The sequence below is a fragment of the Micromonospora sp. NPDC050980 genome (assembly GCF_040653835.1).
In the GTDB taxonomy this organism is placed as follows: domain Bacteria; phylum Actinomycetota; class Actinomycetes; order Mycobacteriales; family Micromonosporaceae; genus Micromonospora.
In genome coordinates this window covers 110349-126194 of the sequence record NZ_JBFAGS010000010.1, presented here as the reverse complement: position 1 = coordinate 126194, position 15846 = coordinate 110349, and the positions used below count along the sequence as shown (strand labels likewise).

Annotated in this window: 19 protein-coding genes; 13 read left to right on the top strand and 6 right to left on the bottom strand. The window is 71.5% G+C overall.

Annotated elements, in window-relative coordinates; genetic code table 11:
* The first annotated feature begins 108 nt into the window (after positions 1 to 108).
* On the top strand, positions 109 to 531 hold the full coding sequence (locus AB0H28_RS17420) for a hypothetical protein (protein ID WP_358040594.1): 423 nt from the start codon (positions 109 to 111) through the stop codon (positions 529 to 531).
* A 25-nt stretch (positions 532 to 556) separates the two neighbouring features.
* On the top strand, positions 557 to 886 hold the full coding sequence (locus AB0H28_RS17415) for a DUF3817 domain-containing protein (protein WP_358040591.1): 330 nt from the start codon (positions 557 to 559) through the stop codon (positions 884 to 886).
* 6 nt (positions 887 to 892) lie between these two features.
* Here AB0H28_RS17415 and AB0H28_RS17410 read toward each other — a convergent pair whose 3' ends face one another.
* Positions 893 to 1411 (bottom strand): DUF6232 family protein, encoded by a 519-nt coding sequence (locus tag AB0H28_RS17410; protein ID WP_358040588.1) that lies wholly within the window; start codon positions 1409 to 1411, stop codon positions 893 to 895.
* Positions 1412 to 1696: 285 nt separating this feature from the next.
* Between AB0H28_RS17410 and AB0H28_RS17405 the strand changes: the two genes are divergently transcribed.
* Positions 1697 to 2662 carry an NlpC/P60 family protein gene (locus AB0H28_RS17405; RefSeq protein WP_358040585.1) on the top strand — a complete coding sequence of 322 codons (966 nt, stop codon included), beginning with the start codon at positions 1697 to 1699 and terminating at the stop codon, positions 2660 to 2662.
* Between the two features lie 65 nt (positions 2663 to 2727).
* Here the strand turns inward: AB0H28_RS17405 and AB0H28_RS17400 are convergent, their stop codons facing one another.
* From AB0H28_RS17400 to AB0H28_RS17390, 3 genes are all read right to left on the bottom strand, one after another.
* A complete protein-coding gene (locus AB0H28_RS17400; protein WP_358040865.1) occupies positions 2728 to 3717 on the bottom strand; it encodes a sigma-70 family RNA polymerase sigma factor in 990 nt (329 codons plus the stop codon).
* Positions 3718 to 4178: 461 nt separating this feature from the next.
* On the bottom strand, positions 4179 to 5126 hold the full coding sequence (murQ, locus tag AB0H28_RS17395; RefSeq protein ID WP_358040582.1) for an N-acetylmuramic acid 6-phosphate etherase: 948 nt from the start codon (positions 5124 to 5126) through the stop codon (positions 4179 to 4181).
* Entirely contained in the window at positions 5123 to 6037 is a 915-nt protein-coding gene (locus tag AB0H28_RS17390; RefSeq protein WP_358040579.1) for a MurR/RpiR family transcriptional regulator, read from the bottom strand. Before AB0H28_RS17390 ends, murQ begins: the two co-directional genes overlap by 4 nt.
* 243 nt (positions 6038 to 6280) lie before the next feature.
* Between AB0H28_RS17390 and AB0H28_RS17385 the strand changes: the two genes are divergently transcribed.
* Positions 6281 to 6970, top strand: coding sequence for an SDR family NAD(P)-dependent oxidoreductase (locus AB0H28_RS17385; protein ID WP_358040576.1), 690 nt, complete (start codon positions 6281 to 6283; stop codon positions 6968 to 6970).
* Here the strand turns inward: AB0H28_RS17385 and AB0H28_RS17380 are convergent.
* On the bottom strand, positions 6955 to 7635 hold the full coding sequence (locus AB0H28_RS17380; protein ID WP_358040573.1) for a dTMP kinase: 681 nt from the start codon (positions 7633 to 7635) through the stop codon (positions 6955 to 6957). The genes AB0H28_RS17385 and AB0H28_RS17380 overlap by 16 nt on opposite strands.
* Positions 7636 to 7666: 31 nt before the next feature.
* On the opposite strand from AB0H28_RS17380, the gene AB0H28_RS17375 reads away from it, so the two are divergent.
* From AB0H28_RS17375 to AB0H28_RS17355, 5 genes are all read left to right on the top strand, one after another.
* Positions 7667 to 8353 carry a nucleotidyltransferase gene (locus tag AB0H28_RS17375; RefSeq protein ID WP_358040570.1) on the top strand — a complete coding sequence of 229 codons (687 nt, stop codon included), beginning with the start codon at positions 7667 to 7669 and terminating at the stop codon, positions 8351 to 8353.
* Between the two features lie 56 nt (positions 8354 to 8409).
* Positions 8410 to 8619, top strand: coding sequence for a hypothetical protein (locus AB0H28_RS17370; protein ID WP_358040862.1), 210 nt, complete (start codon positions 8410 to 8412; stop codon positions 8617 to 8619).
* A 10-nt stretch (positions 8620 to 8629) separates the two neighbouring features.
* Positions 8630 to 9355, top strand: coding sequence for a metallophosphoesterase (locus tag AB0H28_RS17365; RefSeq protein ID WP_358040567.1), 726 nt, complete (start codon positions 8630 to 8632; stop codon positions 9353 to 9355).
* Between the two features lie 42 nt (positions 9356 to 9397).
* Complete coding sequence (locus AB0H28_RS17360; protein WP_358040564.1) at positions 9398 to 9541, top strand: GPGG-motif small membrane protein; 144 nt, start codon at positions 9398 to 9400, stop codon at positions 9539 to 9541.
* A 145-nt stretch (positions 9542 to 9686) separates the two neighbouring features.
* Positions 9687 to 10184, top strand: coding sequence for a TspO/MBR family protein (locus AB0H28_RS17355; RefSeq protein WP_358040561.1), 498 nt, complete (start codon positions 9687 to 9689; stop codon positions 10182 to 10184).
* A gap of 43 nt (positions 10185 to 10227) precedes the next feature.
* Here the strand turns inward: AB0H28_RS17355 and AB0H28_RS17350 are convergent, their stop codons facing one another.
* Positions 10228 to 11004, bottom strand: a complete 777-nt coding sequence (locus AB0H28_RS17350) for a peptidoglycan DD-metalloendopeptidase family protein (protein ID WP_358040558.1) — start codon at positions 11002 to 11004, stop codon at positions 10228 to 10230.
* 238 nt (positions 11005 to 11242) lie between these two features.
* On the opposite strand from AB0H28_RS17350, the gene AB0H28_RS17345 reads away from it, so the two are divergent.
* The 4 genes from AB0H28_RS17345 (at position 11243) to AB0H28_RS17330 (ending at position 15809) form a co-directional block, all read left to right on the top strand.
* Positions 11243 to 12583: an ABC transporter substrate-binding protein gene (locus AB0H28_RS17345; protein WP_358040555.1), complete on the top strand. Its 1341-nt coding sequence runs from the start codon at positions 11243 to 11245 to the stop codon at positions 12581 to 12583.
* A 70-nt stretch (positions 12584 to 12653) separates the two neighbouring features.
* Entirely contained in the window at positions 12654 to 13706 is a 1053-nt protein-coding gene (locus AB0H28_RS17340) for a sugar ABC transporter permease (protein WP_358040552.1), read from the top strand.
* Position 13707: 1 nt separating this feature from the next.
* Positions 13708 to 14673 (top strand): carbohydrate ABC transporter permease, encoded by a 966-nt coding sequence (locus tag AB0H28_RS17335; protein WP_358040549.1) that lies wholly within the window; start codon positions 13708 to 13710, stop codon positions 14671 to 14673.
* 65 nt (positions 14674 to 14738) lie between these two features.
* A complete protein-coding gene (locus AB0H28_RS17330; RefSeq protein ID WP_358040546.1) occupies positions 14739 to 15809 on the top strand; it encodes a LacI family DNA-binding transcriptional regulator in 1071 nt (356 codons plus the stop codon).
* The last annotated feature ends 37 nt before the right edge of the window (positions 15810 to 15846 follow it).

Genomic DNA, 15846 nt, shown 5'->3' with positions numbered 1-15846 from the left:
TCTGGTTCGGGCTGGCGTCTAGACGGTTGCCCAGCCGGAATGTCACCAAACCCCGCGCACTACGACGCCGCGTCGGAGACGACCGGCGGCCCCGGTACCCTCGATGGCATGCAGCGGCTCCGGACACCGGCGTGGATCGTCCGCCACGTGGCCATGGTCGTGCTGGTGGTGGGGTTCCTCGGGCTGGGCTGGTGGCAGGTCACCCGGGCCGCCGGCGGCAACGCGTTGAGCTTCGGCTACGCGATCGAGTGGCCGGTCTTCGCCGGCTTCGTGGTCTTCGTCTGGTGGCGCGAGGTGCGGCAGGCCCTGCGGGCCGAGCCCGGGCCGCCGGGTGCTCCGGCGTCACCGGCGCCCGGCGGCGACGAGCCGGTCGGCGCCGCCGGGGCGGTACGCCGGCCGGTGCGCGTCGCCCGGACGCCTGTGGTGCCGGCCGACGGGGCGGCGGACGACGGCGAGCTGGCCGCGTACAACCGCTATCTTTCCTGGTTGAACGCCAATCCGGGCGCCCGGCCCGGCGACTATCCCGGCTGAGGCCGGTGCGGAAGGACGGACGACGGTGGGCGGAGCCCTTACCCGGTACCGCGTGATCGCCTGGATCGTGGGCGTGGCGCTGGTGGTGCTGGTCCTGGTCGGCATGCCGCTGAAGTACGGCTTCGACAACCCGAGCGTGGTGGCGGTGGTGGGGGTCGCGCACGGCTGGCTCTACATGCTCTATCTGGCGCTCACCTTCGACCTGTCCCGCCGGGCCGACTGGCCGCTGAAGCGGATGCTGCTGGTGATGCTGGCCGGCACCGTGCCGTTCGTCTCGTTCTACGCCGAGCGGCGGGTGAGCCACTGGGTGGCCGCCGAGCGCCGGCCCCGGGCCCCGGAGCCGGTCGCCGGCTGACCCCGGTCAGCGTGTCGGCCGCCACGGGCCGGCGCCCGGCGGCTCGGCCCGGCCGCCGCGCAGCGCGCCCTCCCGGGCCCGGCGCAGGGCGCGGGTGACCTGGCCGAACTGCCGCTCGTCGTCGCTGGTGAACAGCAGCACCTCGGTGCCCCGGACGCGCCCCCAGAGTTCGTGCGCGGGGGGTCGCCAGCGGTCCCCGGCCAGCACGAGCAGCAGCGGCAGCAGCCCCACCGCGCCGAGCGTGACATACGCCCCGGCGGTGAGCCGCTGCAGGCCGCCGGTGAAGCCGAGCAGCAGGCCGACCGACGCGATCAGCGCGGCGGAGACGGCGACCGCCCGGACGGCGAGCCGATCGTGCGGACCCCGGGCGGTCCGGAGCTGGGTGATGTCGGCGATCGGCCAGCTGTTGCGCCCGACGCTGAAGCGTTCGGCGGTGACGACGATGCCGGGCCGGGCGTAGAGCAGAGTGGGTGCCCTCGGGCGCGGCGGCCGGGGCGGGTGGGTGGAGGGGCGATCGGTCTGCACGGTGGCCTCCCGGAGCCGCGGATCCCGCGGTGGGATTCCCGGTTCCGCGATCCATTGTGTGACTCGTCCGCCACTCGGGAAAACGGTCACTGACCGTCAGCGTCATCATTGTCACTTTCCGACACTTTGCCAACGTTCGCCCCTCCTTGAACTCCCGCCGACTCCGATCACGGGTTAGGTTGTCCAGGTCGGTCCGGTCGACCGCCGTCCGTCCGGACGGCACCGGGCCGGTGTCGACGGGTCGCGAAACCGCGCTCGCCGACCACGGAGAGGAGCTTTCCGCTCTTGTCGTCCTTACGGATGCTGCTCCGCTCGCTGGCGGTGGCCGGCCTCTCGGCCGCGCTGCTCGCCCCGGCGTCGGTGGCTCGGGCCGAGCCCACCCCCGCCGAGCTGACGAAGCAGATCGAGAAGTCCTCGACTGAGCTGGAGCGAATCGTCGAGTCCTACAACAAGCTCAACGAGGACATCAAGGCCAACAACGCCGAGGCGGCCGCGCTGACGGCCCGGATCGGCCCGTTGCAGGAACAGGCCGAGCGGAGCCGCGCCGACGTGGGCGTGCTGGCCGCCACGGCGTACAAGACCGGTGGCATGCGCACCGCGGCGGCGCTGCTGGAGCCGGGCGGCACGGCCGCGCTGCCGGAGCGGCTGGGCACGCTCGACCAGCTCACCCGCCAGCGGCAGCGCACCATCAGCGGTTTCACCGCCGACCAGCGGCGGTTGATCGAGCAGAAGACCCAGCTCGACCTCACGCTGGCCCGGGAGGCGGCGCAGGCCAAGCAGCTCGCCGCGGGCAAGAAGCGGATCGAGTCGGACCTGTCCCGGCTCTACGAAATGCGCCGGCAGGCGTACGGGCGGGCCACCGAGGCGCCGGCCAAGGCGAGCTCGGCGGGCAAGCCGCCGGCGGTCTCCGGCAAGGCCGGGATCGCGGTGCGGTACGCCTACGGCGCGGTGGGCAAGCCGTACGGGTACGGCGACGACGGTCCCGGCAGCTACGACTGCTCGGGCCTGACGCTGGCCGCCTGGCGGGCCGCCAAGAAGTCGTTGCCGCACAACGCGGCGGCCCAGTGGGACGCCACCACCCGGATCAGCCGCAGCGCGCTGCAACCGGGCGACCTGGTGTTCTACTCCGGGCTCGGGCACGTGGCGATCTACGTCGGTGGGGGTCAGATCATCGACGCGCCCAGCGCGGGCCGCAACGTGAGCAAGCGGAGCATGGGCATCATGCCGATCGCCGGCTACGGCCGGGTCTGATCGCGACGGCGAACGGCCGGCGTCCGCTGTCGGACGCCGGCCGTTCGCCGTTCACCACTGCCAGGTCAGGCTGCCTGCAACCCTTCGGCGCGGGCCAGCTCGCGGAGCCGGCCGAGCGCCTGGATCTCCAGCTGGCGGATCCGCTCCCGGGAGAGCGAGAACCGCGACGCGACCTCGGTCAGCGAGTGCTCCCGCCCGTCCTCCAAGCCGTAGCGAGCCCGCATGATGCCGGCGGACCGGTCGTCGAGGTGGTTGAGCAGACCCTCGATCCGCTGCCGCTCCAGGCCGGTGAGCACGATCTCCTCCGGCGACGGCGCGTCGCTGTCGGCGACCAGGTCACCGAGGCTGGTGTCGCCGTCGTCGCCGACCGGGGTGTCCAGCGACACGGTGTCCTGCGACCAGCGGCGCAGCTCGTTGACCCGCTCGACGGTGACGCCGAGCGCGGTCGCGATCTGCTCCGGCTCCGGGTCGCTGCCCAGCTCACGGGTGAGCTGCCGGGCCACGTTGCGCATCCGGTTGACGTCCTCCACCAGGTGCACGGGCAGCCGCACGGTCCGCTCCTGCTGGGCGATCGCCCGGCTGATGGCCTGGCGGATCCACCACGTCGCGTAGGTGGAGAATTTGAAGCCCCGCTCGTAGTCGAACTTCTCGACCGCCCGGACCAGGCCGGTGTTGCCCTCCTGGATCAGGTCCAGCATGGGCATGCCGGAGCGCACGTAGCGCCGGGCGATGGAGACGACCAGCCGCAGGTTGGCGCGGATGAACAGGTCCTTTGCCCGCTCGCCCTCGACCACCACGCGCTCCAGTTCCTCCCGGGTGGCCCCGTCCGGGACCCGCTCGGTGTCGAGCAGGTGCTCGGCGTAGAGGCCGGCCTCGATCGCCTTGGAGAGATCCACCTCGCGGGCGGCGTCCAGCAGCGGCGTCCGGGAGATCTCGTGCAGGTAGACGCCGACCAGGTCCCGCTCTTCGGCGACCTCGTCGGTACGCATGCCGATGTTCTTGTCCACGATTGCCACGGTCCCCTCGCTCGCGCCGGTTGCCCGGTTCCTTGCCATCCCCACGTTCACCAGCCCTCCCCGTAACTCCTGCTGTGCCCGTAGGTGCTGACACCTACACAACAGATGTGACGTGTCGGGGATTCCATGTCGTGAGTCGAAACTGTCACGAATGCCTGAGTAGTAGCTGAGAGCCCGGTCCATGTTTCCTGTCAGGACCCCTGCTCGGACGTCTTGCGGACGCCCTGGTGAACGGGGGTCCGCAAGCAGGCGGATCCGCCGTTCACCCATGGAATGGCACCATTGCGTTTTCCATGAACGCAGCGAGCCGCGTCACCCCGCCTCCGCGAGGCGGAGGTCACTGCCTGATACGCGCGGAGTGGACCGGCCGGTTCAGCCCTGCGGAAGGATTACCCTCCGCCTGGTTGAACAATCCGCACGGGGAGAGACGTCCCCTCCCACCACGTGATACGCGTCGCACCCGCCCGGCGGATGCGCCGGGCGGGTGGGAACGCGAGGGGTCAGGAGGCGAGCAGGGCCAGCGCGCCGCGTACCTGGTCGGCGGAGCGGGCCAGCGCGGCCCGGGCGGCCGGCACCTCGGCGCCGGAGACCAGCGCGACGAGGGCGGTCTTGAGGTCGCCGTCGGCCTGCTGGAGCGCGACCCGGCAGACCTCCTCGGCGCACCCGGTGGCCTCCATCAGGATGGAGATCATCCGGCCACGCAGCTTCGCGTTGGTGGCCACCATGTCGATCATCAGGTTCGAGTAGACCCGGCCGAGACGCACCATCACGGCCGTGGAGAACGTGTTGAGCACCAGCTTCTGCGCGGTGCCGGCCTTCATCCGGGTCGACCCGGTGACCACCTCGGGTCCGGTGTCCACCCCGATGAACACGTCCACCGACGACGCGGCCTCGGCCTCCGGATTGGCGCAGAGCAGCACCGTCGAGGCGCCCTGGACCCGGGACGCGGCGAGCGCACCGAGGACGTACGGGGTGCGTCCGCTGGCCGCCAGACCGACCACCAGGTCACCGGGTCGCACGCACTCGGCCGCCTCGGCGGCGGCGCCGCGCTCGTCGTCCTCGGCGTCCTCGACGGCCCGCCACATGGCCTCCGGGCCGCCCGCCAGGTGCGCGCAGAACCAGTGCCGCGGCGAGTTGAACGTGGGGGCCAACTCGGCCGCGTCGAGCACGCCGAGGCGGCCGGACGTGCCGGCGCCGAAGTAGTGCACCCGACGCCCGCCGCGCAGCGCCGCAACGGCCAGGTCGACGGTCTCGGCGATCTCGTCGAGCACGGCCGCCACCGCGGCCGGCACCCGCCGGTCGGCCTCGTTGATGACGGTGAGCACGTCCCGGGTCGACATCAGGTCGAGGTCGATGCTCTGCGGGTTGCGCCGCTCGGTCGGCGCGCCGACGCGCACCACGGCAGGCATCGCGGCGACCTCGTCGCGCTCCACCCGGCCCGCGGTCATGCCCGCCTCCGACCGGGACCCACCCGGCGCGACCGGACGGCCTCGGCGGTGGCCTCCAGAGCCTTCTTGGTCCTGGCCCGGCTGCGGGCGGCCACCCCGACGAAGAGGCAGTCGACCACGGTGAGCTGGGCCAGCCGGCTCGCCGTGGCGCCGGACCGGTAGGTCGTCTCCCGGGCGGCGGTGGTGAGCACGTGGTCGGCGACCTCGGTGATCGGCGAGCGGGGGAAGTTGGTCAAGGCCACCGTGGTGGCCCCACGTGCCCGGGCCTGCTCCAGGACCTCGATGACGTCGGAGGTGGTGCCGGTGTGCGAGATGCCGATCGCGACGTCGCCCCGGCCCAGCAGCGCGGCGGAGGTGAGCGCGGTGTGCACGTCCGGGAAGTAGAACGCGGTGCGGCCGATGCGGTGCAGCTTCTGCTGGAAGTCGGAGGCGACGAAGCCGCTCGCGCCGGCGCCGTAGACGTCGATCCGGCCGGCCGCGCCGATCGCCTCGACCACCTGCTCGCAGCTTGCCGGGTCGAGTTGCTCGGCGGTCTCCTCGACCGCTCGCGCGTCGTTGAACGCGATGGTGGCGATGATCTGGGCCAGGTCGGCGCCGGGCGGGATGTCGCCGCCGACCACCCGGGCGTCCGGCGGCTCGACCCGGCGGGCGGCCTCGGCGGCGAGCCGGATCCGCAGCTGGGGGTAGCCGTCCATGCCGACCGAGCGGCAGAACCGGATCACGGTCGCCTCGGACGTCTCGGCGGCGGTGGCGAGGTCGGTGATGGTGCGGCGGGCCGCGTCCGCCGGATCGGCGACGACCAGCCGGGCCACCCGCTGCTCGGCCGGGGACAGCGAGGGCAGGAGCCCGCTGATGTGGACGATCAGCCCACCGGGCTCGTGACTCGCGGAAATCTTCGGACTCTTCGCCACGGATGAAACTTACTTTCAGAGCGCGTGAGCGTCAACCATGACGCCGCGTATCGGAAAATTTACCCTCTTCCGCGCCCGCCCCGCCCAGGGTCCCACCACCGCGGTCCGGCCACCTCCCCCGGTCCGGTCGACTCGCTCCCGCCGGCGGACCCCGACCATCGGCCGTCGCGCCCGCGCGCGACGGCCGGACGGCCCCGGCCGGGTCACCGGTCGGCCGGCCCGACGCCCGGATAGCGTGTGCCCATGGCGGATCGCACGGTGCTGGTGACCGGAGGCACGGGTGGGCTGGGCGGCGCGGTCACGGCCGCGTTCCGGCGCGACGGCTGGCGGGTGGTCGTACCCGGCCGGGAGGGCGCGGCGGAGACGCCCGAGCCGGCCGGTCCGGTCCCGGTGGTGGCGGACCTGCTCACCCCCGAGGGGGCCGCGCGGGCGGTGGCCGCAGCCACCACCGAGCCGGCGGCGCCGCTGCGCGCGGTGATCAACCTCGTCGGCGGGTACGCCAGCGGCGGGCTGGTGCACGAGACCCCGGTCGAGGAGTTCGAACGGCTGCTGCGACTCAACCTGCGCCCGACCTACCTGGTCACCCACGCGGCGCTGCCGCACCTGGTGGCGGCCGGCGGCGGCGCGGTGGTCTGCGTCTCGGCCCGGGCTGCGGTGGCGCCCTTCCCCGGTGCGGCCGGCTACGTCACCGCCAAGGCCGCGGTGCAGGCGTTCGCCAACGCGGTAGCGGTGGAATACCGCCCCCTTGGGGTGCGGTGCAACACGGTGCTGCCCAGCGTCATCGACACCCCGGCCAACCGGGCCGCCCAGCCCGAGGCCGACCACCGGCGATGGGTGCCGCCGGCCGAGATCGCCTCGGTGATCCGCTTCCTGGCCGGCGCGGAGTCCGCGCCGACGAGCGGCGCGAGCATCCCGGTCTACGGGCGGGCCTGAGCCGCCAGCGGGCCGGCCGGCGTGGCCGGGTCGCCCGGCAGCCACTCGCTCAGGTGCGCCCGGATCCGGCGGGACACCTCCTCCGGCGGGCCGCTGCCGTCCACCATGACGAAGCCGGCGTACTCCGGCAGCGACCGGTACGCGGCGTCGGCGGCGGTGAGCCACCGCATGCTCTCGTGGTCGGTGCCGCGCCGCTCGATCCGCCGGTACGCCTCGGCCGGGTCGACGGTGAGCAGGAACGTGACCTCCGGCGGCGGGAAGACCCGGTAGCCGGCCCGGGTCAGCCGCTCCCAGCGCTGCCCGCCGTGCGCCCGGATGCTCGCGTACTGACAGGCGGACCAGCGGTCCATCACCGCGGTGCGACCGGTGGACAGGCAGCCGATCAGCGCGAGCGCGATGGCCAGCCAGCGCAGCACGGACTCGACCGCGAGCAGGCCGTCGCGCCCGACGAGGCGCTGCGCGTCGGGGCGGCCGACCCGCTGGGCGAGCCGGCCGAGCCAGCGACGGCCGCCGGCGTTGCGGTGATAGGTGGCCCGGTGGCCGGCGGCGGTGAGCGCCTCGGCCAGCAGGTGGGCCTGGGTGGTCTTGCCCGAGCCGTCGATCCCGATCAGGGCGACGGCGCGCAGCCGGGCCCTGCCCCGCGGCGTCCGTGGTGAGCTGGCCACCTCCCCGAGGCTATCCGACCCACGCTCACCCATGCCGTTTGTCGCATTCCTCCCAGAGCGGACCCAACAGGTGTGGCCGAGGCGTCTGCCGGGTACGCAACGTGATCCCACCGCATCACGACGACGGGAGACCCAGATGGCCGAGCGCGGGGACGAGACCCTGGTGCACACGCTGAAAAAGGTCGCCGCCGTGCTCAAGCAGTCCGAGATCCCGTTCGCCCTGGGCGGCAGCTTCGCGGTGTACGCACACGGCGGTCACTCCAGCGACCACGACGTCGACTTCCTGCTCCGCGAGTGCGACGTCGACCGGGCCCTCGATGCGTTGGTCGAGGCCGGCTTCACCGCCGAGCGCCCGCCGGAGGACTGGCTGGTCAAGGTCTACGACGAGGGACGGATGGTGGACCTCATCCACCGGCCGATCGAGACCCCGGTCACCGAGGAGACGTTCGCCGACACGATCGTGCGGCCGGTCGACGCGATCCGCATGCCGGTGCTCTCGGCCAGCCAGCTCATGGTGCACAAGCTGCTCAGCTTCTCCCAGCACTACTGCGACTTCGCCCGCGCCCTGCCGCTCGCCCGCTCGCTGCGGGAGCAGATCGACTGGGAACGGGTACGGAAGGAAACGCAGCACTCGCCGTACGCGGAGGCGTTCCTGGTGCTGCTCGACCGGCTGGACGTGCTGCCCGGCGGCGCGCCCGGCGGAAGGGAGATCCCGTGACCGGACAGCCCGGCGACGTGCCCCCCGACGAGTACGTCGAGGCCGAGATCCAGAACATGCTGGCCGAGGAGCCGTCCGTGGCCGAACAGGGCATCACCGTGGTGCGTCGCGAGCGCGGACTGGTGCTCTACGGCGAGGTGGAGAGCCCGCACCGCCGGGAGGAGATCCTGCGGCGGGTGGCCGAGCGCTTTCCGGACACGCCGGTGACCAGCGACATCGGGGTGATCCGCACCCAGGCGCCCACCCAGGTCGAGGAGCTGCCGTGAAGGAGGTTCGATGGTGATCCGGATCGCCGCCGTCGGCGACGTGCACGTGGACGAGGACGTGGTGGGTCGGTTCCGCCCGGCGCTGGAGGAACTGCCGGACTGCGCGGACGTGCTGCTGCTCGCCGGGGACCTGACCCGGCACGGCACCGAGGCCGAGGCGCGCTGCGTGGCGCGCGAGTTCGGCGACCTCGGGGTGCCGGTGATCACCGTGCTCGGTAACCACGACCACCAGTGCGACCAGGTGCCGCAGGTGGTCAAGGTGCTCTCCGACGCCGGGATCACCGTGCTGGAGGGCACCGGCACTGTGGTGGAGTGCGCCGGCGGGCGGCTCGGCGTGGCCGGCGTGAAGGGGTTCGGCGGCGGGTTCGCCGGGCGGTGCGCCAGCGACTTCGGCGAGCCGGAGATGAAGTCGTTCGTGCGGACCACTCGGGAGAGCGCCGACTCGCTGGCCTCCGCGCTGCTCGCACTCGACTGCGACGCCCTGGTCGCGCTCACCCACTACGCCCCCGTACCGGACACGCTCGCCGGCGAGCCGCTGGAGATCTACCCGTTCCTCGGCTGCTACCAGCTCGGTCAGGCGATCGATTCGGCGCCCACCGCGCTGGCGCTGCACGGGCACGCCCACCACGGCACCGAGCGGGGCACCACCCCGGGCGGGGTGCGGGTCCGCAACGTCGCGCACCCCGTGATCAAGCAGGCGTACAGCGTGTTCCACCTGGGCGATCAGCTCGACTGAGCGGCAGGTTTCCGAGATCGTGGGCCCGGGTATCCAGCCGCCATGGAGCTGATTCTCTGGATTATCGCAGTCGTACTCGTGGTCGCCGGAATTCTCGCGCTGTTCCGTCGGCAGATCCTCTGGGGCATCGTCCTCATCGTCGTCGGCCTGCTGGTCGGCCCGGGTGGCGTCAGCATCTTCAATTAGCACGTCCCCTCGCCAGCCCTGACCCGCCGGGGTCGTCGGGCCCGGCGCTCCGTCCTCGCGGACCGGAGCGCCCGGACCCGACGATCCCGGCGCTTTCGTGTCCAGGGCGGGTTTGCGCCCCGGGCGGAGCGGCAATATCTCGACCATGGAGATTTCTCAGCGTGCCGGTCGGCGTACCGGCGGGGCCCGGAAGTGGTGGGCGCTCGTCGGCTTCGGCGCCGCCACGTTCGCCGCCGCCGCCATCGGCGGGCTGGGCGTGCGGGGCACCTCGGCCGAATACCAGAGCCTGGAGCAGCCGTCCTGGGCTCCGCCGTCGTGGCTGTTCGGCCCGGTCTGGACCGTCCTCTACGCGCTGATCGCGATCGCCGGCTGGCTGGTCTGGCGCCGGGTCGGCTTCGGCCCGGCGGTCTGGGCCTGGGTCGGGCAGCTCGTGCTCAACGCGATCTGGACGCCGCTCTTCTTCGGCGCCGGCCGCTACGGGTTGGCGTTCGCCGAGATCGTGCTGATGTGGCTGGCGATCGGCCTGACCGTGGCCCTGTTCTGGCGGGTGTCCCGGCCGGCGACGCTGCTGATGCTGCCGTACTGGGCGTGGGTCACGTTCGCCGCCGCGCTGAACTTCGCCATCTGGCGGATGGACGCCTGACCGGCTCCGGGCGCGGGTGCCACCGCCCCCGCGCCCGGCCCGGTCAGCAGCGGGGCACGCCCGGGATGTAGCCGTCGTAGCCGGTGTAGACGTAGGCGTCGGAGATGAACCGGCCGGAGCCGATCCGGTCCCAGATCGAGCTGGTGCCGTAGGTGCCGGTGACCGAGGTGCCGCTGGTCTGGCAGTGGATCGTCACGCCGGCCCCGTCGGCCACCGTGCCGACCGAGCTGTAGCCGGTGCCCGGGCCGGAGCGCACGGTCAGCGGCGCGCCCGCGGTGTTCACCGTGCCGGCGCCGGTGTTCGCCCCGGAGCAGCCGTTGTCGCTCTTGTAGGTCTTCGTGCCCCAGTACAACGCCTGGGCGCCGTTGAACTTGATCTTCACGGCGCTGCCGCCCGACCGCTGCTCGTAGTGCAGGTGCGGCCCGGTGGAGCCGCCGGTGGAGCCGACGTATCCGATCACCCGGCCGTATCCGACGGTCTGCCCGACCGAGACGTTGAAGGCGTTCAGGTGCGCGTAGTAGGTGGTCCAGCCGCCGCCGTGGTTGATCCGCACGTACTTGCCGTAGCTGGTGTCGCCGAGGTTGGTCACCACGTCGACAGTGCCGGGCGCGCTGGCCACCACCGGGTCGCCCAGATCGTCGGTGCGGTTGAAGTCGATCGCGTTTGCCGGGCTGTGGTTGGACCGGGTCTGCCCGGACCAGGACTGGTTGCACGGGAACGGCACCTTGAACGTCGGCGCGGCCATCGCCGGCGCCGCCGGGACCAGGGTCGCGGCCAGGACCGCCGCTCCGGCCGCGAGACTGAGCCACCGCTTGCGCATCCACTACCTCCGATGTTGAAAGTCTTCGATTTGATACGGACAGGGTGGCAGAAAGTTCCGTTCGGCGGAAGAACCGTGGGAGCGCGCCCATCGCCGATGAGCGGGTTTCCGGATTGTTACCGGGCCGTGTCCGCCCAGGGGTGGACCGCACCGGGATGCAAGCGCTTACATGTGGGGACGACCATCGGACCGGCGCGCGTTCGACAATCCCCACGCGCCGGCAAGGAAGGAGATCGGCATGGCGTTTGCCAGATCACGCCAGGCTCTCGCGGTCACCGGCGTGCTGGGGCTCGCGCTCGGCGTCGCCGCCTGCGGCACCGGCGATGACAAGAAGAGCGACAAGGCGGGCTCGGCCGAGTGCGCGGCATACGAGAAGTACCAGGGCAACGACGGCAAGAAGGTCTCGATCTACTCCTCGATCCGGGACATCGAGGCCGACCGCCTCGAGCAGTCCTGGAAGGAGTTCGAGGACTGCACCGGCATCGAGATCGACCACGAGGGCTCGGGTGAGTTCGAGGCCCAGCTCGGCGTCCGGGTGGACGGCGGCAACGCCCCCGACGTCGCCTTCATCCCGCAGCCGGGTCTGCTCAAGCGGTTCGTCGACTCGGGCAAGCTCAAGCCGGTCGGCGCCGACACCAAGGCCATGGCGGAGCAGAACTACTCCGCCGACTGGCTGAAGTACAGCACCGTCAACGGCCAGTTCTACGGCGCCCCGCTCGGCTCCAACGTGAAGTCCTTCGTGTGGTATTCGCCGAAGATGTTCAAGGAGAAGGGCTGGACGGTCCCGACCACCTGGGACGACCTGATCAAGCTCAGCGACCAGATCGCCGCCTCCGGCATGAAGCCGTGGTGCGCCGGCATCGAGTCCGGTGACGCCACCGGCTGGCCGGCCACCGACTGGATCGAGGACGTGCTGCTGCGCACGGCCGGGCCGGACGTCTACGACCAGTGGACCACCCACGGCATCCCGTTCAACGACCCGAAGGTCGTCGAGGCCGTGAACAAGGCCGGCACCATCCTCAAGAACGAGAAGTACGTCAACGGCGGCTTCGGCGGCGTGAAGAGCATCGCCACCACCTCCTTCCAGGAGGCCGGCGTGCCGATCACCAACGGCAAGTGCGCGCTGCACCGCCAGGCGTCCTTCTACGCCAACCAGTGGCCGAAGGGCACCAACGTGGCCGAGGACGGCGACGTCTTCGCGTTCTACTTCCCGGGCATCGACCCGGAGAAGAAGCCGGTGCTCGGTGGCGGCGAGTTCGTCGCGGCCTTCGCCGACCGTCCCGAGGTCCAGGCGGTGCAGACCTACCTGGCCTCCGGCGAGTACGCCAACAGCCGCGCCAAGATCGGTGACTGGGTGTCCGCGAACAAGAAGCTGGACATCAACAACGTCCCGAACCCGGTGGACAAGCTCTCCGTGGGCATCCTGCAGGACCCGAAGACCGTCTTCCGCTTCGACGGCTCGGACCTGATGCCGGCCGCGGTCGGCGCGGGCACCTTCTGGAAGGGCATGGTGTCCTGGATCAACGGCAAGGACACCACCACGGTGCTGAACGACATCGAAGGCAGCTGGCCGAAGTGACGACCACCGGTGGCCCGGTCCGCGGACGCGGACCGGGCCACCGGTGCACCCGACCCCGGAAGGAGGGTTGATGGATTTCGACTTCGCGGCTGAGCAGCCGAAGTTCCTCATGTTGATGTACGGGCTGATCGCCTTCGTCATGGTGGTGGGCGGCCTGCTCCTGCTGCTCGACGTGGTGCCGGCCTTCTTCGCCCGCCGACGAGAGGCACGACTGGTCGCCGCGACCGCGAACGGCGCCGTGCTGACCGGCCGCCCGCGAAAGCCGGGAGAAGGGATCTTCGCTCTCTTCTTCCTGCTGCCGACGGTGCTGCTGCTGCTCATCGGCCTCGTCGTACCGGCGATCCGCACCACGCTGCTGTCGTTCATGGACGGGCGGAGCGAGAACTTCGTCGGCCTGGACAACTACGCCTGGATGCTGACCGACGACTCCATCGTCCGCGTACTGATCAACACGCTGGTCTGGGTGCTCCTGGTGCCGCTGGCCGCCACCACGATCGGTCTGCTCTACGCGGTGATGGTGGACCGGGCCCGGGGGGAGGCACTGGCGAAGTCCCTGATCTTCATGCCGATGGCCATCTCGTTCGTCGGCGCGAGCATCATCTGGAAGTTCGTCTACGCCTTCCGGGGCGCCGGACAGGACCAGATCGGCCTGCTCAACCAGTTCGTGGTGTGGTTCGGTGGGGAGCCCAAGCAGTGGCTGCTCGACTCGCCGCTGAACACTCTGCTGCTCATCGTCATCATGGTCTGGATCCAGGCCGGCTTCGCGATGGTGGTGCTCTCCGCCGCGATCAAGGCGATCCCGGGCGACATCATCGAGGCCGCCCGGCTGGACGGCGTCACCGCCTGGCAGATGTTCTGGCGGGTGACCCTGCCGAGCATCCGGCCGGCGCTGATCGTGGTCGTGGTGACCATCACCATCGCCACGCTGAAGGTGTTCGACATCGTCCGGACCACCACCAACGGCAACTACGAGACGAGCGTCATCGCCAACGAGATGTACAACCAGGCGTTCCGGTACGGCCAGAACGGGCACGGCGCCGCGCTCGCCGTCGTGCTCTTCATCCTGGTGATCCCGATCGTGATCTACCAGATCCGCAACCTGCGCCAGCAGCGGGAGGGCTGAGATGACCACTGCCACGCCCACCGTCCCCGCCGGCACCCAGCGCACCGACCCACCGAAGACCCGGGCCGGTCGCGTCCGCCGACGCCTCAACACGCCGACCGCGACCCTGATCTCGATCGTCCTCGCGATCGTCTGGACCGTGCCGACCTTCGGCCTGTTCGTGTCGTCGTTCCGGCCGGAGGACCAGATCAAGACCACCGGCTGGTGGACCTTCTTCAGCGATCCGCAGTTCACGCTGGAGAACTACGAGCAGGTGCTGTTCGGCAGCTCGTCCTCGGCCGGCCAGCTCGCCAGCTACTTCATCAACTCGCTGGCGATCACCATTCCGTCGGTGCTCTTCCCGCTGGCCTTCGCCTCGCTCGCCGCGTACGCGCTGGCCTGGATCAACTTCAAGGGGCGGGACTGGGTCTACATCGCGATCTTCGCGTTGCAGATCGTGCCGCTGCAGATGGCACTGGTGCCGCTGTTGAAGTTCTTCTCCACCGGGGTCACCGTCGCGGGCATCCAGGTGCTGCCGGCCTGGGACCTGGTCGACGAGCAGCGGTTCGTGCAGGTGTGGTTCGCGCACACCTGCTTCGCCCTGCCGCTCGCCGTGTTCCTGCTGCACAACTTCATCTCCCAATTGCCGAAGGATCTGATGGAGGCGGCCCGGGTCGACGGGGCCACCCACCCGAAGATCTTCCGCACCATCGTGCTGCCGCTGATCACGCCCGCGCTGGCGGCGTTCGGCATCTTCCAGTTCCTCTGGGTCTGGAACGACCTGCTGGTCGCGCTGATCTTCGCCGGTGGCGGCGACGAGACCGCCCCGCTGACCGTCCGGCTCGCCGAGCTGGCCGGCACCCGGGGCAACGAGTGGCAACGGCTGACCTCCGGCGCGTTCGTGTCGATCATCGTGCCGCTGATCGTCTTCCTGTCCCTCCAGCGCTACTTCGTGCGGGGCCTGCTCGCCGGGAGCGTCAAGGGCTGATCCGGCAGTCCCGCCGCCGCCGGTCGACGGCGGCGGCGGGGCACGGGTCGCAGCGGGGAGCCACGATGACCAAGATTGACGACGTCGCCCGCCTGGCCGGGGTCTCCACGGCCACCGTGTCCCGCGCGCTGCGCGGCCTGCCGACCGTCTCCGCCGCCACCCGGCGGCGGGTGCTCGCCGCCGCCGAGCAGCTCCAGTACGCGGTCTCACCCAGCGCCTCCCGGCTGGCCGGCGGCCGGACCGGCACCGTCGCCGTGGTGGTCCCCCGGATCACCAGATGGTTCTTCGGCACGGTCGTCGAGGCGGTCGAGGACTTCCTCCAGCAGAACGGCTACGACCTGCTGCTCTACAACCTCGGCGGGCGGGAGCAGACCCGCCAGCGGGTGCTGCGCACCGCCGCCCTGCACAAGCGGGTCGACGCGATCATCCTGGTCGCCACCCCACTGCGCGCGGCCGACGTGCACGCGCTGACCAAACTCGACCTGCCCGGCGTGACGATCAGCTCCGGCAGCGGCGTACCCGGGTGGCCGTGCGTCCGGATCGACGACGTGGCCGCCGCCCGGACCGCCACCCGCCATCTGCTCGACCTCGGGCACACCCGGATCGCGCACATCTCCGGCGACCCGGACGACGAGCTGGCCTTCACCACCCACCTCGACCGCCGACGCGGCTACCAGGAGGCGCTGCGCGCCGCCGGCCTGCGGCCCGACCCGAGCCTCGACGTCGAATCCCGGTTCACCATCGACGGCGGCACCCGGGCCACCGCCGAACTGCTCGCCCGCGGCGAGCCGCCCACCGCCATCTTCGCCGCCTGCGACGAGATGGCGATGGGCGCCATCGGCGCACTGCGTGACGCCGGGCTGCGGGTGCCGCAGGACGTCAGCGTGATCGGCGTCGACGACCACGACCTGGCCGGCGTGCTCGGGCTCAGCACCATCGCCCAGCCCGCCGCCGACCAGGGGCGGCTCGCCGCCCGCATCCTGCTCGACCCGCTCGGCACGCGCGTCGCCGGTTCGTACCCCGCGCTGCTGCCGGCGCCGCGCGGCGCCGAGGCCGACCAGCGGACGCCGACCTCGGTGATCCTCCCCACTCGGCTGGTCGTGCGGGACTCGACCGCGCCGCCCCGGGCACACTGAACGGACCCGATCGCCCGCCGACACGACAGGGAGAAGG